Origin of the sequence: Sporosarcina saromensis, assembly GCF_033253735.1 — a bacterium.
Taxonomy (GTDB): domain Bacteria; phylum Bacillota; class Bacilli; order Bacillales_A; family Planococcaceae; genus Sporosarcina; species Sporosarcina saromensis.
Genome location: NZ_JAUBDI010000017.1, coordinates 25,704 through 45,962, shown reverse-complemented (window position 1 = coordinate 45,962; position 20,259 = coordinate 25,704). Strand labels below are relative to the sequence as shown.

General features: G+C 39.8%; 21 protein-coding genes. 15 read left to right on the top strand and 6 right to left on the bottom strand.

Annotated elements, in window-relative coordinates; all coding sequences use genetic code 11:
* Positions 1–12 precede the first annotated feature (12 nt).
* From QT711_RS14920 to nagB, 6 genes are all read left to right on the top strand, one after another.
* Positions 13–915, top strand: coding sequence for an ROK family protein (locus QT711_RS14920; RefSeq protein ID WP_317945557.1), 903 nt, complete (start codon positions 13–15; stop codon positions 913–915).
* A gap of 15 nt (positions 916–930) precedes the next feature.
* Positions 931–1,779 (top strand): MurR/RpiR family transcriptional regulator, encoded by an 849-nt coding sequence (locus tag QT711_RS14915; protein WP_317945556.1) that lies wholly within the window; start codon positions 931–933, stop codon positions 1,777–1,779.
* Between the two features lie 38 nt (positions 1,780–1,817).
* Positions 1,818–2,522 carry an N-acetylmannosamine-6-phosphate 2-epimerase gene (locus QT711_RS14910; protein ID WP_317945555.1) on the top strand — a complete coding sequence of 235 codons (705 nt, stop codon included), beginning with the start codon at positions 1,818–1,820 and terminating at the stop codon, positions 2,520–2,522.
* Between the two features lie 13 nt (positions 2,523–2,535).
* Entirely contained in the window at positions 2,536–3,402 is an 867-nt protein-coding gene (locus tag QT711_RS14905; protein ID WP_317945553.1) for an N-acetylneuraminate lyase, read from the top strand.
* Between the two features lie 128 nt (positions 3,403–3,530).
* Positions 3,531–4,739: an N-acetylglucosamine-6-phosphate deacetylase gene (nagA, locus tag QT711_RS14900; RefSeq protein ID WP_317945551.1), complete on the top strand. Its 1,209-nt coding sequence runs from the start codon at positions 3,531–3,533 to the stop codon at positions 4,737–4,739.
* Positions 4,726–5,448 (top strand): glucosamine-6-phosphate deaminase, encoded by a 723-nt coding sequence (nagB, locus tag QT711_RS14895; RefSeq protein ID WP_317945549.1) that lies wholly within the window; start codon positions 4,726–4,728, stop codon positions 5,446–5,448. The genes nagA and nagB overlap by 14 nt, the downstream gene beginning before the upstream one ends.
* A gap of 31 nt (positions 5,449–5,479) precedes the next feature.
* On the opposite strand, the gene QT711_RS14890 is transcribed toward nagB, so the two are convergent.
* The 5 genes from QT711_RS14890 to QT711_RS14870 all read right to left on the bottom strand — a co-directional run bounded on the left by QT711_RS14890 (position 5,480) and on the right by QT711_RS14870 (position 8,938).
* Positions 5,480–6,817, bottom strand: a complete 1,338-nt coding sequence (locus QT711_RS14890) for an MATE family efflux transporter (RefSeq protein ID WP_317945547.1) — start codon at positions 6,815–6,817, stop codon at positions 5,480–5,482.
* Positions 6,814–7,281 (bottom strand): GNAT family N-acetyltransferase, encoded by a 468-nt coding sequence (locus QT711_RS14885; protein ID WP_317945545.1) that lies wholly within the window; start codon positions 7,279–7,281, stop codon positions 6,814–6,816. The genes QT711_RS14890 and QT711_RS14885 overlap by 4 nt, the downstream gene beginning before the upstream one ends.
* Before the next feature lie 103 nt (positions 7,282–7,384).
* On the bottom strand, positions 7,385–7,942 hold the full coding sequence (locus QT711_RS14880; protein WP_317945544.1) for a TetR/AcrR family transcriptional regulator: 558 nt from the start codon (positions 7,940–7,942) through the stop codon (positions 7,385–7,387).
* A 219-nt stretch (positions 7,943–8,161) separates the two neighbouring features.
* Entirely contained in the window at positions 8,162–8,479 is a 318-nt protein-coding gene (locus QT711_RS14875; RefSeq protein ID WP_317945542.1) for a general stress protein, read from the bottom strand.
* Between the two features lie 276 nt (positions 8,480–8,755).
* Positions 8,756–8,938 carry a small, acid-soluble spore protein tlp gene (locus tag QT711_RS14870; RefSeq protein WP_317945540.1) on the bottom strand — a complete coding sequence of 61 codons (183 nt, stop codon included), beginning with the start codon at positions 8,936–8,938 and terminating at the stop codon, positions 8,756–8,758.
* A 182-nt stretch (positions 8,939–9,120) separates the two neighbouring features.
* Here QT711_RS14870 and QT711_RS14865 point away from each other — a divergent pair, with 182 nt between their 5' ends.
* Together QT711_RS14865 and QT711_RS14860 are read left to right on the top strand one after the other, a co-directional pair.
* A complete protein-coding gene (locus QT711_RS14865; RefSeq protein WP_398296224.1) occupies positions 9,121–10,659 on the top strand; it encodes a DEAD/DEAH box helicase in 1,539 nt (512 codons plus the stop codon).
* A 14-nt stretch (positions 10,660–10,673) separates the two neighbouring features.
* Entirely contained in the window at positions 10,674–11,471 is a 798-nt protein-coding gene (locus tag QT711_RS14860) for a YqhG family protein (protein ID WP_317945536.1), read from the top strand.
* Positions 11,472–11,607: 136 nt separating this feature from the next.
* Here QT711_RS14860 and QT711_RS14855 read toward each other — a convergent pair whose 3' ends face one another.
* Positions 11,608–12,528: an S-layer homology domain-containing protein gene (locus tag QT711_RS14855; protein ID WP_317945534.1), complete on the bottom strand. Its 921-nt coding sequence runs from the start codon at positions 12,526–12,528 to the stop codon at positions 11,608–11,610.
* Positions 12,529–13,044: 516 nt separating this feature from the next.
* On the opposite strand from QT711_RS14855, the gene QT711_RS14850 reads away from it, so the two are divergent.
* From QT711_RS14850 to QT711_RS14820, 7 genes are all read left to right on the top strand, one after another.
* Complete coding sequence (locus QT711_RS14850) at positions 13,045–13,389, top strand: thioredoxin family protein (protein ID WP_317945532.1); 345 nt, start codon at positions 13,045–13,047, stop codon at positions 13,387–13,389.
* A gap of 137 nt (positions 13,390–13,526) precedes the next feature.
* Positions 13,527–15,296, top strand: a complete 1,770-nt coding sequence (locus QT711_RS14845) for an ABC transporter ATP-binding protein (RefSeq protein ID WP_317945530.1) — start codon at positions 13,527–13,529, stop codon at positions 15,294–15,296.
* Between the two features lie 27 nt (positions 15,297–15,323).
* Positions 15,324–15,704, top strand: a complete 381-nt coding sequence (locus QT711_RS14840; RefSeq protein WP_317945528.1) for a 6TM ABC transporter family protein — start codon at positions 15,324–15,326, stop codon at positions 15,702–15,704.
* A 5-nt stretch (positions 15,705–15,709) separates the two neighbouring features.
* Entirely contained in the window at positions 15,710–17,065 is a 1,356-nt protein-coding gene (locus tag QT711_RS14835) for an ABC transporter ATP-binding protein (RefSeq protein ID WP_317945526.1), read from the top strand.
* 240 nt (positions 17,066–17,305) lie between these two features.
* Positions 17,306–18,649 (top strand): sigma-54 interaction domain-containing protein, encoded by a 1,344-nt coding sequence (locus QT711_RS14830; protein WP_317945524.1) that lies wholly within the window; start codon positions 17,306–17,308, stop codon positions 18,647–18,649.
* 222 nt (positions 18,650–18,871) lie between these two features.
* Positions 18,872–19,564: a CoA transferase subunit A gene (locus tag QT711_RS14825; protein ID WP_317945522.1), complete on the top strand. Its 693-nt coding sequence runs from the start codon at positions 18,872–18,874 to the stop codon at positions 19,562–19,564.
* An 8-nt stretch (positions 19,565–19,572) separates the two neighbouring features.
* Complete coding sequence (locus QT711_RS14820; protein WP_398296214.1) at positions 19,573–20,247, top strand: 3-oxoacid CoA-transferase subunit B; 675 nt, start codon at positions 19,573–19,575, stop codon at positions 20,245–20,247.
* Positions 20,248–20,259: the final 12 nt, after the last annotated feature.

The window sequence follows — 20,259 nt, the reverse complement described above, 5'->3', positions numbered from 1 at the left end:
AGGAGAAGTTATATGCTGATAGCTGTTTTCGATATTGGTGGCACATCAATTAAATATGGTGTAGTAGATGAACAGGGGGAAATCCTTTTTTCCTCCTCTTTACATACACATGCTCATTTAGGCGGCTTACAAGTTGTTCGAAATGTCATCGCGACTGCTAAAGAGCTACAGAGGGATTGGCCGATTGTTGGTGTATCTGTCAGTACTGCTGGACAAGTCGATGACCGAGGCAGGGTAATTTATGCCTCCGATAATATACCAGCGTACACAGGTTTACACGTGCAAGAAATGATTACCGAACACTTGAATTTGCCAGTAGTTGTTGAAAACGATGCAAATTGTGCAGCGATTGGAGAGCATTGGAAAGGAGCCGCTCAAGGGATTGATAATTTTATTTGCATCACGTTAGGTACTGGTATTGGCGGAGCGATTTCATTAAACGGTAAAGTCTATACAGGAAGTGCATACTCTGCTGGTGAAATTGGACACATGAATCTCTATCCAAATGGCAAGCCCTGTTCTTGTGGAATGAATGGATGCTATGAACAATATGCTTCGAGTCGGGCACTACAAATGCTTGTATCTGATAGGTTGAATGAACCTCTCTCCTTAACGGAATTTTTTCAAAGGATTCATGTAAACGATGCACAAAGTTTACAAGTATATGAGAGATGGTTAGACGATTTGACCATCGGTTTGAAATCAATTATTCACTTTTTGGATCCCCAGTTGGTTGTTATCGGCGGTGGCATCTCTGAACAAGGGGATCGTTTTCTAGAAGCGATTAAGGATGCACTTTATCCTAAACTCATGATGAGTCATGCGAGGAATGTACAGATAAAGCTTGCAGAACAAGGGAATCGTGCCCAGTTATTAGGGGCGGCACAAAATTTCTTTCAGTTCAAATTCGAATGAGGGGGAGTATTGAACATGTCTACAAGTTATTTTGAGAATGGAAATGCACGCAAACCTTCTATTCTGATGGAACAATATAAACCTACTTTTACGAAATCTGAATTGAAGATTTATGACTATATACAAGAACATCCCGATCAAGTTCTTTATTGCTCATTGACGGAGTTATCAGAGGCTTGTGAAGTGGCAGAGGCGACAATTTTACGATTCTTTCGCAAGCTGCAGTTAAAAGGGTTTCAGGAGTTTAAATTACTGTTTGCACAAGAAGTGTCTTCCGCTTCTCAAGACAACAGTGGAGAGACGTATATTGGTAAGATTAAAAATAGTGCAATCCAAGCAATTTCCGATTCATCGGAGATTGTAAGTAAAAAATCGTTGGATGAAGCGATTGAACGGATTGCAAGTTCAAAGGATGTTGTGTTGTTTGGTATTGGCTCTTCGGGCATTGCTGGCTTGGACATGCACAATCGTCTAATGCGTATTGGGAAAAATGTTGAGGTCATTACGGATTCTCATTTCCAAGTGATGCGTGCAGCTTCGATGACCAACAATACGGTTGTTGTGGCAATTAGTTTGACAGGGAGTACAAAAGATATCGTAGATGCAGTAAGTGCAGCAAAAGAAAATGGCGCGACAATTATTGCATTGACAAGTTATGCAAAATCACCGTTAACAAAATTTGCAGATGTCGTACTTTTATCTTCCGCAAAGGAAAGTCCGTTGGATAGCGGGTCGCTCGTATCGAAAATATCGCAGTTATATCTAATTGACCTTGTATGTACAGGATTGGCAATGAAAAATGTGGAAGAAGCAAAATCAATTAAGATGAAGATTTCAGAAAATACCTCCAGCAAACTGTATTAACAAATGGAGTGAAATATTCGTTGTAAGGGAGTTAGCAGATGGACAATTACAAACTGATAGAAGAACTTAGAGGAGGCCTGGTTGTTTCTTGTCAAGCTTTAGCAGACGAGCCGTTACACAGTTCATTTATCATGTCCAAAATGGCTCTTGCAGCAAAACGTGGTGGGGCTGTTGGTATAAGGGCAAATGGATTTGAAGATATTACTGCCATTCGACAAGAAGTTGAACTTCCGGTCATTGGAATCGTGAAAAAGGATTACCCGGATAGTCCAATCTATATTACTGCCACGATGAAGGAAGTGCAAGAAGTTGTTGAGGCAGGTGCAGAGATTGTTGCAATTGACGGAACAAATCGGGTAAGACCAAATGGCCAATTGCTTGAAGAATTTTATGTGGACATTAGAAATACGTATCCTAACGTGTTGATCATGGCGGACATATCTACATTTGAAGAAGGAAAAAAAGCAAGTGAACTAGGGGTTGATTTAATCGCTACGACACTTTGTGGCTACACCGATTACACGAAAAACGTCGCCTTGCCAAATACTGAACTAGTTAAGTCCCTAAGTGATCAATTGCCTACACCCGTTATGGCGGAAGGTGGATATTGGACGCTTGAGGATGTTGAACAAGCAATGATGGCAGGTGCACACGGTTGTATTATTGGATCGGCCATTACACGACCAATGGAGATTACAAAACGTTTTGTCGGAAAAATAGCAGAACTGAAATTAATGGAGTAGGGGGAGAGGCATCTTGAAGGGCTTATTTACTGCGCTAATGGTATCTTACGACCAAGATGGCAACATTAACGAAAAAGGGTTACGTGAAATCATCCGCTATAATGTGGATGTCAATAAAGTTGACGGATTGTATGTTAACGGGAGTACCGGAGAAAATTTCATGATCTCTACAGAAGAGAAAAAAGAGATTTTCCGAATCACAAAAGATGAAGTAAAGGATCAAGTGCAATTGATTGCCCAAGTAGGTTCAGTGAATGTAAAGGAAGCTATTGAACTTGCAAAATATGCAACCGATTTAGGGTATGGTGCGCTGTCGGCTGTTACGCCGTTTTACTATAAATTTGATTTTGAAGAGATTAAACAATATTACAACAGTATTATCAATGCCGTTGATAATAAAATGATCATCTACTCCATCCCGTTTTTGACAGGCGTCAACATGAGTTTGAGTCAGTTTGAAGAACTATTTGAAAATGAAAAAATCATCGGTGTGAAATTTACAGCAGGCGACTTTTATTTATTGGAAAGAATGCGCAAGACATTCCCCGATAAACTGATTTATGCAGGTTTTGATGAAATGCTTTTATCTGCGACAGTCCTTGGTGTAGACGGAGCGATCGGAAGCACATTCAATGTGAATGGAAAGAGAGCTAGGCAAATTTTTGAACTTGCCCAGCAAGGGAAAATTGAGGAAGCGAGAGCAATTCAACATGTTACAAATGACTTGATAACAGCTGTTCTAGACAACGGGTTGTATCAGACATTAAAAGAAATCTTAAAAGATAAAGGTGTGGACGCTGGGTATTGCCGTCAACCGATGAAAGAGTTATCGAGTGAAAAAATAGCTGTTGCGAAAGAGATTTCCAATCTATTTTTATAAGAATCGGTGTAATGTGAGTCAGCTGAATCCGTTAACATTTGCACGAGTAGATTTTATCCAGACACAGGTCATGTCCATTTGACGACTGTGTTTTTTTGTAGACTGTGAGATGAGAAAGGATAGAAAAGATGACTGTAACAGACAATAAGATCTTGTTGAAGGGTGCGCAGCTATATGTAAACGGAAAGTTTGAAGCAAATGGCTACGTAAAGGTTGAAGGGGATAAAATTGTTGATTTAGGAATATGGGAAGAAAGTTTCCATGATAACTGTTACCAAGTGTTTGAACTTATGTCGAATGATAAAATTATACCTGGATTTATAGATATTCATATTCACGGTGCGGCAGATGCAGATACAATGGATGCCACGGTAGAAGCGTTAGAAACGATTGCAAATGTACTACCGTCAGAAGGAACGACAAGTTTTTTGGCGACAACAATCACTTCATCAAACGATCATATTGAAAAAGCGCTAGTCAATGTAAAGGATTTTATAGAGGGTATTCAACCTGAAGGTCAAGCTGAAATAGTAGGTATACATTTGGAAGGTCCATTCATTAACCCTGCGCGAGCTGGAGCCCAACCGCTGGAACACATACGCCCTCATGATCGGCATCAACTGAAGGAGTGGTTATCGCTTGCCGGTGGTCATATTAAGCAAGTGACATTAGCCCCCGAACAAACAGATGGGCTGCCTGTCGTAGAGCTATTAACTCGCCATGGTGTGATCACTTCCATCGGTCATTCGGATGCAACTTTTGAAGAAGTTCGTGCTGCTGTGGAGGTAGGTGCGACATGTGTAACACATCTATACAACCAAATGAGGGGGCTGCATCATCGGGAACCCGGAACAGTTGGAGCAGCATTCTTGTTCAATGAAATGCGAGCGGAAATCATCGTAGATGGTATTCATGTAAGACCTGAAATGGTGCAACTCGCTTTCAAACAGAAAGGGAAAGAAGGGCTAATCTTAATTACGGATGCGATGCGTGCAAAATATTTAGGGGATGGCGTATACGACTTGGGCGGACAGCAAGTAACAGTGACTGGTGAAACAGCTATGTTAGAGGATGGGGCGTTAGCAGGAAGTGTACTCAAAATGGTGAACGCTGTGAAGAATATGATGACGTATACAGGTTGTAGTTTAGCGGATGCAATTATGATGGCTTCAGAAAACCCTGCAAGACAAGTGAATGTTTTTGATCGAAAAGGAAGCCTTGCGATTGGGAAGGATGCAGATATTGTCATTCTAAATGAAAGCAATCAAGTAGTTAAGACGTTTTGTCGGGGAGTGCTTGCTTATACTGCAAAAGGAGAGTGCCATGAAAATCATTGAGCTAGAAACATACGAAGAAATGAGTCAATTGGCAGCGCAAATCATTATTCAAAAGGTACGAGAGCATCCTACTACAGTGCTCGGACTTGCGACGGGAAGTACACCAAGTGGATTATACGAAAAGCTCGTTCAAGATCATGTTCATAACATGACTTCTTATAAGGAAGTGAACACATTTAATTTGGATGAATACATCGGCTTAGCTGAGACGCATGAACAAAGCTACCACACATATATGGACAAAAACTTGTTTAGTAAGATTAATCTACGAAAAGAACAAACACATATCCCAAAAGGAGATGCCGTTGATCATCTTATAGAAGCTCAAAAATACGAAGAACGCATACAACAAGCTGGGGGTATTGATTTGCAAGTTCTTGGGATAGGGAAAAATGGGCATATTGGTTTTAATGAGCCTGGAACATCTTTTTCCTCCAGAACACATGTTGTTGACTTGACCCCATCGACAAGGCAAGCCAATCAGCTTTTCTTCAATTCACTTGACGAAGTACCCAAAAAGGCAATATCAATGGGCATTGCAACCATTATGGAAAGCAAGGAAATCCTCTTGCTTATCTCAGGTACATCCAAAAACGATGCATACAAACGTCTCTTACACGGTGCAATCGATGAACAATTTCCAGCATCCATCCTAAAAAGACATCCTAAAGTCACAGTAATACGGTGCCAGTCCCCAAAACAATTCTGAATTGTTTTGGGGACTGGCACCTTAAAATTAGTTATTTATTCCTACCTGTGGTCATTTGATAGATGAATACGCTCGCAAAAACGAGGAATTCTGATGCAGGGATAGCTAGCCATATGCCGTTGAGTCCGAAGAGGGGCGGCAATATGAGAAGGAAGATGAGCATAACGATGATTTCTCGTGATGCGGTCATCATGGTTGCAATACGGACATTGCCGACGGATTGGTAATAAGTCATCATAACGAAGTTTGTGCCCGTAAATAGATAGGCAATGAAAAATAATTGGATGCCCGTGACAGCAAGAGAAGTAACTTCTTCAGGGAAGTCACCAAAAATCGAAACGATTGGTTCTGCGGCAAATTGACCAATAGAGAAAAATACAATGCCTGCAACAATGACAGTTGCTGTAGCATAGAGTACTGTCGAACGCATTCGTTTGACGTTTTCAGCTCCATGGTAATAACTGATGAGCGGCTGAATTGCTCCGCCCATTCCAAGAAAGAGCATAAGCATGACGCCATGGACGTAGTTCAATATGGAGAAGGCGGCGACACCTTCTGTTCCGGCCGCCCGTTCAAAGGCGATATTATGAGAAATGGTGAAAACCGAAATGCCGACTTCGGCTAGAAAGCTTGGAAAACCAATTACGATAATAGCTACAAATAGCTTTTTATTGAACGCACATCGTACGAGTTTCAAGTTATTCGATTTTCTGAAAAAGTGCGTAGCCAAAACGAGCATTCCTAAAAACGATGCAAGAATTGTTGCAAATGCAGCTCCACTGACACCAAAATTGAATACATATAAAAAGATGTAATTTAGCACGATGTTGACGACAGAAGTGACGACTAATCCTGTCATGGCCAGAGTTGGTGCACCATCGTTTCTGACGAACACGCTAAAAGTGTTTTCAACCGTGAATATAAAACCGAACAGCAAAATGACGTGTAGATAATCGGCGACATACGGAAGCGTTGAAGCATTTGCCCCAAGTGCAAATGCAAGAGGATTTCGGAAAGTAAATGCTAACAACCCAATAACAATTGTAAAGACAAAAATGGAGAGCAGAGCATGTGTAAAGACAATACGGCTTTCTCGAATTTTCTTTTCACCCATTGAATGAGAATATTTTGTCGCAGCGCCAATCCCAATCCATAACGAAATGGCAAAAAAGAGCGTGTAGACGGGGGATGCGATACCTACACCTGCAAGTGCTTCTGCACCTAATCGATTCCCAACCATAATGCCATCCGCGACAATATTCGCCGCCATTAACGCCATTCCAATCATGGAAGGAATTAAATAGCGTAAAAATATCCGACCAACTGGTTCAGTATCCAGTCGATTCAGTTTGTTTGAAGTCGTGCTCATGTTGTCGTACTCCTTTGTATGACTAGTTCCATGATGAGGCAAGGGAATTCCCCGACATCGTCAATTTTTCCGTTTAACGTAAAGCCTAGTTGCTCATATACATGTTTAGCTTTTTCGTTTTCAGGAGAGACGCTAAGAAAAATCACATCTGGTTGATAACTTCTTTTCATTTCCTCAAGAAGAAGCATAAGGAATCGTTTTGCGTAGCCTTGACCTTGGCACGACTGGTCAATCATGAAACGGTCTAACCAAACCTCACCATTTACCCGATCCCTTCCATGCATTGCATACCCAACAAGTTTTTGCCCATCATATAAGCCGACAGACTGCCATTCAGGTTCAAACTTTGATTGTGCCAATGAAAATAAATTGCTTTCAATAAAATCTTTCTGATTGTCATTCACTGATAAGGAAGCGATTTGCATCCAATTTTCAGCGGTAACCTCGCATATGCGGAGGTCCATAATTCCATCTCACTTTCTATATAATGTTGAAACGATAAAACTACTATTGTTTTATTGGTTTTCCGTGGCGGCAAAAAAAACCGCTCATTTCGTCGGTCTTTTACTACACGTTCTTTCTAATGATACCGTTTAGCAGCACATCCACTATAGCATCCAATGCTTCTGAAACAGTAATACGATTTTCAAAGAAAAATTGTCGGTCAAGCGTCGAATTCGTGGCGTCAATGATCAGTTTCATGAGGAGAGGCACATTTTGGTCGACAATTTCACCTTGTCGAATGCCTTCTTCAATTAACTCCCGTAATGCATCCCATTCATTTATTGCGGTATGGACGCGTTGCCATTGGGCAGGATGTGACTTTTTCATTTGCTCAAGAATTTTCCAATTGTAGAAGTCATTGTATTTTGGAACAACTGTAATGGCGCATTTTATCTTCTCAATGAGCGTCAAGTGGGGGTTCTGAACGATTGCAGCTGTTTTCTCGTCAAATTCCTGTAGTGTTGAATCAATGATTGCGTCAAGGATTTCAGTTTTAGACGAAAAATGCTCGTATAATGTCCGTTTACTAATCCCAAGTCGTTTTGCCAAATCATCCATTGTGAACTTCATGCTTTTCTCATGAATTTCCTCCAGGAAAGCTTTCATAATCCGAGCTTTCATGTATCCTCCTCCTATGCAATAAAACTAAATAAACAGTTTTGGTTTTCAAAGTATAATTGTAGTATAATGACTTTCTTGTTGAAAAGCAATTGGTATCACTTGGTACAAAAATTCACAAGTGGCTAACAATAGACTAAAAAGAGACAGGTGAAAGCTACAATACTGTCGCTTTTACCTGTCTCCAATATTGCGTTTAGTAGGGGGATTAGCTAAACTGTTTTAGGAATTTCTGTTAGAGTTGTTGTTATTGGAATTATAGTTATTGTTCTGTTCCGCGCGAGCTTCTCCGCCTTTTTGACCAATCTCTTCATAGAACGAACGATCATGGTTTTGGGCAGTTGCCTCGCCACCTTTTTTACCGATTTCTTCGTAAAAACTACTGTTATGATTTTGAGCTGTTGCTTCTCCGCCTTTGCGGCCGATCTCTTCGTAAAATCCGCGATCATGGTTTTGAGCTGTTACTTCTCCACCTTTGCGACCTGCTTCTTCAAGGGACATTTTGCTACGGTTGTTTTGATTGTTGTTGTTTTGTGCCATAATACAAATCTCTCCTTGTTTAGTAGTTTTGATCTTACATCCACTGTATAGCCGCTAGACATTTTTTAAAACATCTATAAATATTTATTTTCATCAAAGATAATTGAAAACGTTGATTTAATCGTGTTTATCGGTTTGAAAATATTTTTTAATTCCTATTTAAGGAATAAATATAATGCATAAATACATAATTATTCTCAACATTTTTATTAATTTAAGTAAAAAAACCTTCCATTTCTACATAATGGAAGGTGTGAATTCACTGTTGCAACTTACCTAATATTTACCGAAGTTCTTCATTGCTTCTTCTCTACGCTCGTTCTTTTCTTGAATCGCAGCAAGCTCAGCACCTTCTGCGTATTTCATCGCCTCTTCCGCTTTCCGCTTATTATCAATGGTTTTCTTCAACCGTTCCACGTCATTTGCGGAGTCGTCGGGTGTCGGTAAAATTCTAGACAATGTTTTGCGCCACCTTTCTACTGTAATGGGTACACGTTGTAGTGTGTGCGAGTGGTAGGTAATTATTTATGCATAAATTCAACAATTTCTTATAGCAATTTTAAAAATAAAACATAGGAACAGTATTTGTGGACATTCTAAGTGAAATCGTTAGTGGACAAATGATAACAATTACTGAGGGGATGTTTATGTTAATTGTACGATCGTCTGAATGGAAAGATCAGTTTAGTGAACGGTTGGAGAATGGAGCAAAATCAGATAGCTGGACCCTATACAAAATGGCATATAATGTTGTTAAAACATCGCTAATAAAGGACTTTCGCGGTTTGCAATGTCCAAAATTCTTGCCACATCTACAACCGTTTAAACATCAATTGGAAGTAGCTGAAACCGTTATCGAACGGATGAATGGAAAAGCGATTTTGGCAGATGAAGTCGGACTTGGGAAGACCATTGAAGCCGGTCTCATTTTAAAAGAGTACTTAGTGCGGGGACTTGTGAAAAAAGCACTTATATTAGCGCCTGCGTCACTTGTAAACCAATGGATTGATGAATTGAATCGGAAATTTCATATCCCAGCTATGCAATACAATAAAAAATATGACTTAAGCTTATGTGATATTGTTGTCACTAGTATCGATATGGCAAAAAGGAGTCCACATAAAGAAAAGATTTATGCACAAAACTTTGATTTAATCATTGTTGATGAAGCACATAAATTAAAAAATCATCAAACAAAGAACTATGAATTTGTTCAACAACTAAAGAAAAAGTTTTGCTTGCTATTAACAGCTACCCCTATTCAAAATGATGTGTTTGAACTGTTCTATTTAATCACGTTATTGAAACCTGGCCACCTTGGGAATTATGAAACATTTCGAACCGCTTTTTCAGCAAGCAAACATGATGTAGAGCATGAAGAGTTCTTAAAAGAATTGGTCAATCAAGTGATGGTGCGAAATACAAGAGAGGCAACAGGGATTGAGTGGCCAGACCGACATGTTGCCATTATTCCAATAACGTTTTCGGACATCGAAAGAGACATTTACAGCATGATTACGCACTTAAAGACGAATTCATCTTTGTTCTCTGACGCCTTTTCAATTATTACACTCCAACGAGAAATGTGTAGTAGTAAGGAAGCCGTTCAATACACGTTAATGAATATGCGTGAAAAATGTACACGCCATGAAGACTTGCAAGCAATCGATCAAATTGTTGAAAAGCTAGCAGCTCTTCAATTACATGCGAAAGCAGAAAAGACGTTTGAACTCATTCAACAAGCAAATGATAAAGTGATCATTTTTACTGAATACCGAGCGACGCAAAATTTCTTGCAAGCTTATTTATATGAAAAAGGGATTACGAGTGTTTTATTCAACGGGAAGTTCAGTAAAAGTAAACGGGACTGGATGAAACAGCTGTTTCAACAGAATGCCCAAGTGTTGATTGCTACGGAATCAGGAAGTGAAGGCATCAACTTGCAATTTTGCCGATACGTCATTAACTACGACTTGCCGTGGAATCCGATGAAATTGGAACAACGTATTGGCCGTGTTCATCGGTTGGGACAAGCGAATGATGTCCATATTTATAACTTAGCAATTCAGGATACAATTGATGATCATATTGTAGACTTATTGCATACGAAAATTGACGTGTTCGAAAAAGTTGTAGGAGAATTAGATGCAATTCTTACTTCATACAAACTATCCATTTGAAACGGAGGCTCTCCATGTACCCTCAGCAAATCCATGCATACTTGCATCGATTTTTCCAAGAAAACCAATGTGTGATTACCGAGGATGCGGGGAATTTTATGCGTGTTCAATTGACAATTGAAATGGATAAAAAAATGATGAATCGTCCATTTTACTGGCAATATGTTGAGACAACGGGTGCCGTCCCTTGTCCAGCACAACTCACATTCATTACGGATACGACAAATGTACGTGAAGATGTACGAGGGGAAGTTGTTCATTTCGGTTCCTATCGGCTCAATCAAGTATTCAATGTGACTAAGCAGCAAGGTTCGATTGTACATCTCTTTGAGAAAGTTCGGGTTAACGACAGGACAAAAACAATTTTAACACCATGGCTAGGCGTGAATTTTAAAGTTACATACGCCAGCGACCAAACGAAAGAAACCCTTTTTTCGTTAGGAATGAACTTAATGACAGGGCAAATAATTGATGGTTTTCAAGAAAGTGTAGTGAACAGGGGATTCGATGTAGAAATGACTGCGCATACATTCAACTTGCCGTATACGATTAAGCCACTTCGTGCATTAGGCCGTCTGGAAGGAATGATTATTGATTTAATCAAGCAGGATGATCATCAATGGATTGACGAAGCAACTAATCGTTGGAAGAAGGATCAACGGGTGCTCGAGTATTTTTATGAAGGCGTTGAACATCGCCCTGAAAGCTACGAAGTTGAGAAAAAAGCAATGGAGGAGCAATATAGGCCGAAAATAGTAATTGAAATTATAAATGGCGGGCTTTTTTATGTGACAGCTATTCATGCTAACTAACGGTTAAATTATGAAAGGTGATAAAAATTTGTGAGGCGATGTACATTGGCGTTCAAATCGTACATCTGGTCATGAATTTCATGACCGAAACAAGAAAACTCATCCCCTAGATCTATCGGAGGATGAGTTTCATTTTTTATTCAGTTTCTACTGGTTGCACAGCTGGTGTTGTAAAGTCAAAATCGATTTCATTTATTCCATCAATTTCAATTTTGCCTTTTTTCCCTTCCAAAGAACTGTTAACAGAAAATTCAATCGTCAATGTAATACGATCTGCAGATAGAGAGCTATCAACTTTTTCTAATTCCTTTACTGAACCATCTTTAAAATACGCTTCGATGTAGAACATATCAGCAATGTCAGCAGCAGTTAATTCTTTAGGTGCCGCTTCTTCCATTTTAATTTCTAAAGTTGTTGGACTCAAAATAGTTGCTGATTCAGCAAATGGCAAATAGATGGAAAACAAGATGGTGTTGTAAAGAAGGTTAGCGAACTCACCACGTTTGATATTATCATTAGTACCAAATGTAGTTGGCGTCTTCCCGTTTGTGATTCCTGTACCATATAAAGCTTCAATATGAGGTGTGAATACCCCTACTGCATCTGTAAATGGTGTTGTTTTAGCATAATCTCCTAAACCAAATCCAAGATTCAAGAATTTGGCCATCGCTCCACGGCTTAGTAGAAGATCCGGACGGAACTCGTCTTTCGTAACTCCAGAAATAATATTTGCTTCTGTTAGTGCGTTTACTGCACCTTTGACACGTGAGTTTAAATCTTTAAAACCAGCGGAAGGTGCATTTTCCACATCTAGTCCAAGCACGTTTGCTAAGATGACCGCAGCATCTCCTCTAGTTAGGTTTAAATCTGTACCAAACGAAGTAGTTGTTTTCCCTTTGATTAAATCAAATTCATATAAGAAACTTACGGCCTCATCATAATTTGAATTTACATCGGTAAATTGGTGTTCCGCGGCTGATGCGGAGGGGACAATGGCAGATAAAGCCAGAATTGCTACTAAGCTAGTAACAAAAAACTTCTTAAAACTCTTAAACATTTACTTTTCCTCCTGTTACTAATCAAACTTATAATTTAGTACATCTCAATTTACCACGAATGTTTTTTTGAAAATACAAGTAAAAAGTGGGAAAAAAATAAGGTGGAGAAGTATGGAAAAGTCGCTACCGTATGTAGATAGTGGCCTTATTTGCATTTTGGTATTTTTGCTCCAATTTCTATGTACTTGCCCTAAAAAGGACATGCTATTGGTTGGCTTGATGACTGAAATGGAGAAGCGGTCCAAGATTTCTATGTTGCGAAATGAGACGAGAAAGAGAAAACTGTTAAAGAGTGTAACGTTGCGATGCGCCCGCATTATGTAGTGAAGTAAAGAATTTTTTCATACGCCATTTATTCAAATTGCAATAAACATAAAAATGTACCGTATGTGCACAAGATTGGATGATATGTGCAACTGCTATTGTAGAATCGCCTAATTGCCTATAATCTAAAAATTAGTACATCGACATATGAAATTGAGCGAATGTAAGTCATTACTAAATGGAGGGTCCTCATGACAGTGTTTACAAATGTGACACCTGAGAACTTTGAAAAAGAGGTACTTCAGTGCGATTTGCCTGTTGTTCTACTCTTCTCAATTGACGACTGTGAACCTTGGACGGTCATGGAGCCAGTTTGTTTGAAATTGGCCGAGGAGTATAAGGGAAAAATCGCCTTTAAAAACTATCATGTAGAGATAGAAGATGTGTTTAGTGGAACGAACGAGCTATTAAAAAAATATGATGTCATCGGATTTCCGACGACCATGCTATTTGTTCCAGGCAAACCGCCAATCGCAAGTTTAGGGAACATGGATCGCGAATTATTCCTCGCATTCATTTCAAAAATTGAATGCTAGCTTAGCAAGGAAGGAACTCGTGCTCCCCTTTACGAGTTCTTTCCAGTTCTTTATCTAACGAATTAACAGAAAAGTAAAATAAGTAGATGCGGCAAAACGTTTCTATACATAGGAATGTACTTTAAGGAGGGACCGAAATGGTATCGAAATCTGATAAAACAGATACAATCTTTGCGAAAGGTCAAGATGAAGAACGCGGAATTTGGAAATCTTATTTTAAACTAATCTTTAAAGCGAAAATTCCATGGGTATGGATGCTAATCGTCATTGCCGTTTGGATCGGGCAAGCACAACTAACGCTTATGCTACCAGGGTATTCATCAAAAATAATGACTGGGGTTATTGAACCAAATGTCGTTTATGGGGCAGTAGCAGTTATCGTATTAGGGACGATCATGGGGGGAGTCGTCCGGTACATGAATAACTTGCTGAACTTCAAAATTGACGTCCGTTACCGTTCGTTAATTTGGAGACGTCTCATGAAATCCCCAATGGGCATGTTCGACAATGTAAAACCGACTGAGATGATTAGCCGGATCACAACAGATTCAGCGACAATCAGTTCAGTGCTTGGCACATGGTTGCCGTCCACTTTGGCAACCGTTTACACGACAGTTGGTGTCATTGCAGTTTTGTTTACATATGATTGGCGATTGTCCGTTGCAGTTTTACTTTACATACCGATTAATATCCTGTTTACGGTTTATTATGGAAAGTGGAGCTATCGCGTCAATCGAATGACATTTAACAGACTTTCGAAGCTAACATCGTTTTTATCAGAATTGCTAATGAGTGTACCGTTAATTAAAACATTTGTCACAGAATCAAAAGAGGATTTGCGTGGACAACAAAATTTACAGTATTACTATAAAGCAAACTTAAAACGCTCAATTGTCAATTGGATTGAAAACCCGGTAAATGGAGTTTTAGGGATTCTTCAAAATCTAATCGTGATTGGCTATGGTGTCTATCTACTAAAAGCTGGCATGATTGAAATGACAGAATGGGTTGGATTCTTCTTGTATGTCGGCATGCTTTCCGGAACGATTGGTGTCTACTTCATGGTGTATATTGAACTGAAAAATAGCCAAGGGGCTACGACACGAATTGCACAACTTATGGATAATGAGCTGGAAGAGTACGACCATGGTATTCCAACGGATAAGCTTACAGGTGATATCACATTTACTGACGTCGCGTTTGGCTATGGGGAAAAAGAGGTTTTTACTGAACTGAATTTTACCATTCCTAAAGGTAAAAAGACGGCAATTGTTGGACCGAGTGGTAGTGGTAAATCAACAGTGTTGGCATTGTTGCAACAATTTTACTCCCCTCAAAAAGGTTCCATACAAGTTGGTGAAACGCCTGTTTCAGAATACACACTTCATAGCTGGCGTAATCTGTTTTCTGTTGTTGACCAAGACAGTTCGATGATTTCAGGAACTGTGCGAGAAAATATGTTGTATGGTGTCAAACGTAAAGTGAGCGACCAAGAAATTGTTGAAGCGGCTGAGAAGGCAAATGCCCTGCAATTCATTGAAGAATTGGAGTTTGGTTTTGATACGTATGTAGGAGAAGCGGGTTCCAACTTGTCTGGAGGACAACGGCAGCGAATCGCGATTGCGAGAGCATTTTTGCGGGATGCTGAAATTCTTCTATTAGATGAAGCGACCGCGAGTTTGGATAGTAAAGCAGAAAAATTCGTACAAGAAGCGATTGATAAATTAGCGTCACAATGCACTGCTGTTATCATTTCGCATGATTTGTCCAATGTAAAAGATGCTGATCAAATCATTCTCATTAATGAAGGAAAAGTAGATGGGACAGGAACGCATGAACAACTTTTGCAAACGAATGAGCTGTATCAAGAATTTGTCCGCTTGCATCAAAAGCCATCTGCGCAATAATCATGTAAACGAGAAGGAGGAAATTTCATGGACGAACAGAATCAGCGCGGATGGAAACCGTTTTTTAGACTTGTTAAAAAGTCGAAATTGCCATGGGGACTCTATATTATCGGTTTAGTCATCGGGTTTGGAGGAGCAGGAATTGGCCTCATCCTACCTCAATACACAATGGAAATTATCGATGGAAACATCTTTGATAATAAAATTGTAACGACTTATATCCTAATTGGAGTAGCGGGTGTTATCCTCGCAGCAGGTTCGGCATTGATGGGTGCGATAGCAGGACCAATCGCTAAAAGAAATATTCAGAAAACCGTTTGGACAAAGCTCATGCATATGACAATACCTCGTTATCATAAACAACCGTCACAACAATTAATTAGTCGAATTACCGCCCGGGGTATATAGATGTTGTGGTTCGTAACTTGAAAACGGCGATTCTCGCGACATTTACATTGATTTCATCAATTGTCATTATGTATAACATGAACGTTAAATTGACGCTAGCTCTACTTCCTGTAATCCCATATATGTTAATTGTTACTGCTGTCGTCGGGCATTACACGCAAAAAACGCAACTCGGTGTGCAAGCAAGATTCGCAGGAATTACAGCTTTTTTTGCGGAAAGACTACAAAGAATGCGTCTTGTGAAATCATTCGGAAAAGAAGAGGAAGAAATTGAGCAAGGCGAAGAAGTTTTATTAAAACATTATACAGCGGAAAAGAAACGAGCAATTGTCGACTTGTTTGCAGAACCGCTCATGCAAAGCACGCAAGCAATTGTTGTCGGAACCGTTCTAATTTACGGAGGAATACTCGTACAAAACGGTGAATTACGCGTAAGTAGTTTAATTGGCTTTTATATGTATGTAAATTTCATTCATAACAACGTTTTGAAATACGGGATTTTGTGGCAATCACTTAAGCAAGCAAGAGGGGCCACAGAAAACATTGCTCACATTGTAGAAGGTGAAGACGAAGAGCTGAAAAGGCAACAGTCAATGGCAAATGACGTACACAATGATCTGAGTCTGCAAAATGTCTCTTTCGGTTACAGTGAGCGAACAATCCTGAACAACTTGAATGTAACCATTCCGGCAGGTAAAGTGACTGCATTAGTGGGGCCGAGTGGATGTGGGAAGTCGACAATTCTTAATTTGCTGGAACGCTTTTATGAACCGCGTGTGGGTCGGATTATGATAGGCAATACGCCAGCGGAGAACATTCACATAGATGAGTGGCGTGAAGCGATTGCTTATGTCTCTCAAGCAAGTCCATTGTTGTCTGGGACGATACGAGACAATATCACGTATGGTTTGCCATTTGAAGCAAGTGAGGAAGATATCCGTCAAGCAGCCGTTCAAGCAAACGCATTGGATTTCATCGAACAGTTTCCAGATGGATTTGAAACAGAAGTCGGGGAATTTGGCACGAAACTTTCAGGTGGCCAAAGACAACGGATTGCCATTGCACGCGCGTTCATCAAAAATGCACCCATTCTTTTACTTGATGAAGCAACAGCTAGCTTGGACGCGCGTTCAGAACATGCAGTCGTGAAGGCATTAAAACAATTAATGAAAGATCGAACGACTGTCATCGTTGCCCATGACATGGATCTCATTAAGGATGCAGATCAGATAATTGTTATTGATCGAGGGGCTGTATCTGCTGCCGGTACGCATAAAGAGCTCTATAAGCATAATGAATTGTACAAACAGTTAGTAGAAATCCAAGATGAAAAAGAGAGTAGGCTATCTGTGCAATTTTAACGGCGAAGATAAGTCTGCAATGGGAATCATGTACGTTGTGATTAATTGAATACAGGATGTTGGAAAAGCTATACAAATTCAAGGAATGAACACTTGGTTTGTATGGCTTTTTCTATGTATAGGCTTGAGGTCATCTAAGTTCGGATTGTAAAAAGAGAGTCTCTATCGTGTATGATATGAGTGAAGCATATTTGGGTCGACTAAAAGTAGACAATAGCTCTTGGGAATGGAGGGTTTTTCTTGAAACTTGAAAAGATCAATCTACCAGAATACGTGTTAGCACAAATATTAGAAACTGCTTTTCAATGGTTTGTCGTTGTGGATAAAGAGTCTAACATCACTTATATAAACGAGGATTACTGCAAGTTTTTAGAAATTAAAAGAGAGGATGCGATGGGGAAACCAGTCAATGAAGTAATTGAAAACACACGAATGCATGAGGTTGTACAATCCGGCGAAGAACACATTGCATCAGCTCATTACATAAAGGGCACGTATATGTTAGCTAACCGAATCCCTATCAAAGTGAATGGTGAAATCGTTGGGGCATTCGGCAGTGTTGTTTTCCGCGACTTGCACGATTGGCATCATCTCAGTTCGCATGTCAAACAAACATTGGAAAAGATTAATGTCCATGCAATGCCAACAGAGGAGAACCAATACCGGTTAGGTGACATTAAAGGATCATCACAAACGATACGGTCGATAAAAGAAACGATTCAAATGATTGCGCCAAGCGATTTGCCGGTATTATTGCAAGGTGAAAGCGGTACTGGGAAAGAAATGTTTGCACAAAGCATCCATTATTTGTCGGACCGTTCAGATAAACCACTTATTAAAGTGAATTGTGCTGCCATTCCAGCTGACTTGTTGGAAGTTGAATTATTTGGACAAGGGAGATCAGCAACGTCTACTGAGAGACAAGGAAGAATCCATCTTGTGAATGGTGGAACGTTGTTTTTGGATGATATCGGGAGCTTGCCACTGCCTGTACAAGTAAAATTATTACGCTTGTTGAATGATGGTGAAGTGGAATCGGTCCATTCACATAAAACAGAAAAGGTGAACATCCGTCTTATCTGCTCGACGAATCAGCCGTTAACCGAGTTAATAGAAGTAGGCCAATTCCGAAAAGATTTGTATTATCGAATTCAAGCGATTACACTGCGTATTCCACCGTTACGAGAACGAATGGAAGACTTCTCTGAAATTACGAGTTTCATGTTTCATGAGGCAATTAGTAAAGCTGGAAAAAGAAATATGGTGTTTGCTGAAGAGACATTACGTGTTCTTCATTCCTATCACTGGCCAGGCAATATTCGTGAACTGCAAAATGTCATTCAAGCAGCTGTTTACTTAACAAACGGTGAAACCATCTATCCGGACGCCCTTCCTCCTCAAGTGAAACAACAAATTCATTATTATTCACCAAGTTCTAGAACATTAGCGGAGTCACTAGAAGAAGTGGAGAAGAAAATTTTAAGCGAAACACTCCAAGTTTGTACAAATAAGAGAGAGGCAGCGGCCGTCCTAGGTTTAAGTAAAAGTACATTTTATGAGAAATTAAAAAAATATGAGTTATGACCTATTTTCCGTAATTTCGGAAAGTTGTCCGATTATCCGGAAAAAATAGTGTTGATTGTAATTGATTTGTAGATTCTAATTCCGACAAATCGGACAAATGACAGTCAGTAAAGCTTGTAAACCTTATTAAAACAAGGTTTGCAAGTTTTTTTGTTATCTGATTTAATGAATGAAAGCGCTTTACCGTTAATAAATTGGACATAAATGATAGGAGAAGAAGATATGAAAATCGTGTATCCATCTGCAAGAGAAGCTGTACAACAAATAAAAGATGGTTCTTCCGTCATGGTTGGTGGATTTGGTTTGGTCGGAATTCCTGAACAACTGATTCTTGCGTTAGTAGAAACGGGTGTAAAAGATTTGACGATCATTTCCAACAACTGCGGCGTTGATGATTGGGGTTTAGGCCTGTTATTAAAGAATAAGCAAATCAAAAAGATGATTGGTTCATATGTAGGCGAAAATAAAGAGTTTGAACGTCAAGTGTTAGCAGGCGAAATTGAAGTTGAATTGACGCCACAAGGTACTTTGGCTGAAAAAATACGGGCGGGTGGTGCAGGAATTCCTGCATTCTACACGCCGGCTGGAGTTGGGACGCCAATTGCTGAAGGCAAAGAAGTGCGTACATTTAATGGTAAACAGTATATCTTGGAGGAAGCACTCACTGCTGACTACGCGCTAGTGAGAGCGGCTACTGCAGACCATATAGGCAATTTACTGTACAACAAAACCGCTCAAAATTTTAATCCAATGATGGCAGCTGCAGGGACATTCACAATTGCAGAAGTTGAAGACATTGTGGAGGTAGGCTCCTTGCATCCAGCGCACATCCATACGCCAAGCATTTATGTGCAAGGACTCCTTCAAGCAAAACAAGAAAAGCGTATTGAGCGTCTCGTTACAACATCGTCATAAGAAAGCGAGTGAAATCATTGAGAGAACTTACACATAGAGAACGAATTGCAAAACGAGCGGAAAAAGAGATTCAACATGGCGACTATGTCAATTTAGGCATCGGTATGCCGACGCTCGTTGCCAATTTCATCGCAGAAGATAAAACGGTCATCCTGCAGTCTGAAAACGGCTTATTAGGAATCGGCCCTTATCCAGAGAAGGATGAAGTGGATCCTGAGTTGATCAATGCAGGAAAAGAAACCATTACAACGATTCCAGGCTCAGCATTTTTTTTAAGTGCAGAGTCATTTGCGATGATTCGGGGAGGACATATCGATGTCGCGATTTTAGGCGCAATGGAAGTGTCTCAAACGGGTGATCTTGCGAATTGGATGATTCCAGGAAAAATGATTAAAGGAATGGGAGGGGCAATGGATCTTGTTCACGGTGCGAAAAAAATCATTGTTATTATGGATCATGTAGCGAAAGACGGAACACCTAAAATCAAACAAGTTTGCGAACTACCTTTAACTGGAAAAGGAGTGGTGGATGTTATTATCACTGAACGAGCTTTCATTGAGGTGACAGAACAAGGATTGGTTTTAAAAGAAGTATTCGAAGGATTTTCTGTACAAGACGTCATTGATTCAACTGAAGCGGAATTGATCGTCAACGGTGTGAAAGAAAGCGTGCACGTGAAGTAAGGTAAGATAAAT

Bases quoted from the DNA above. Each gene is read 5' to 3' on its own strand.
- QT711_RS14920 (WP_317945557.1), top strand. From the start codon at position 13: ATGCTGATAGCTGTTTTCGATATTGGTGGCACATCAATTAAATATGGT.
- QT711_RS14915 (WP_317945556.1), top strand. From the start codon at position 931: ATGTCTACAAGTTATTTTGAGAATGGAAATGCACGCAAACCTTCTATT.
- QT711_RS14910 (WP_317945555.1), top strand. From the start codon at position 1,818: ATGGACAATTACAAACTGATAGAAGAACTTAGAGGAGGCCTGGTTGTT.
- nagA (WP_317945551.1), top strand. From the start codon at position 3,531: ATGACTGTAACAGACAATAAGATCTTGTTGAAGGGTGCGCAGCTATAT.
- nagB (WP_317945549.1), top strand. From the start codon at position 4,726: ATGAAAATCATTGAGCTAGAAACATACGAAGAAATGAGTCAATTGGCA.
- QT711_RS14890 (WP_317945547.1), bottom strand. From the start codon at position 6,817: ATGAGCACGACTTCAAACAAACTGAATCGACTGGATACTGAACCAGTT.
- QT711_RS14885 (WP_317945545.1), bottom strand. From the start codon at position 7,281: ATGGACCTCCGCATATGCGAGGTTACCGCTGAAAATTGGATGCAAATC.
- QT711_RS14880 (WP_317945544.1), bottom strand. From the start codon at position 7,942: ATGAAAGCTCGGATTATGAAAGCTTTCCTGGAGGAAATTCATGAGAAA.
- QT711_RS14875 (WP_317945542.1), bottom strand. From the start codon at position 8,479: ATGGCACAAAACAACAACAATCAAAACAACCGTAGCAAAATGTCCCTT.
- QT711_RS14865 (WP_398296224.1), top strand. From the start codon at position 9,121: ATGTTTATGTTAATTGTACGATCGTCTGAATGGAAAGATCAGTTTAGT.
- QT711_RS14860 (WP_317945536.1), top strand. From the start codon at position 10,674: ATGTACCCTCAGCAAATCCATGCATACTTGCATCGATTTTTCCAAGAA.
- QT711_RS14855 (WP_317945534.1), bottom strand. From the start codon at position 12,528: ATGTTTAAGAGTTTTAAGAAGTTTTTTGTTACTAGCTTAGTAGCAATT.
- QT711_RS14850 (WP_317945532.1), top strand. From the start codon at position 13,045: ATGACAGTGTTTACAAATGTGACACCTGAGAACTTTGAAAAAGAGGTA.
- QT711_RS14845 (WP_317945530.1), top strand. From the start codon at position 13,527: ATGGTATCGAAATCTGATAAAACAGATACAATCTTTGCGAAAGGTCAA.
- QT711_RS14840 (WP_317945528.1), top strand. From the start codon at position 15,324: ATGGACGAACAGAATCAGCGCGGATGGAAACCGTTTTTTAGACTTGTT.
- QT711_RS14825 (WP_317945522.1), top strand. From the start codon at position 18,872: ATGAAAATCGTGTATCCATCTGCAAGAGAAGCTGTACAACAAATAAAA.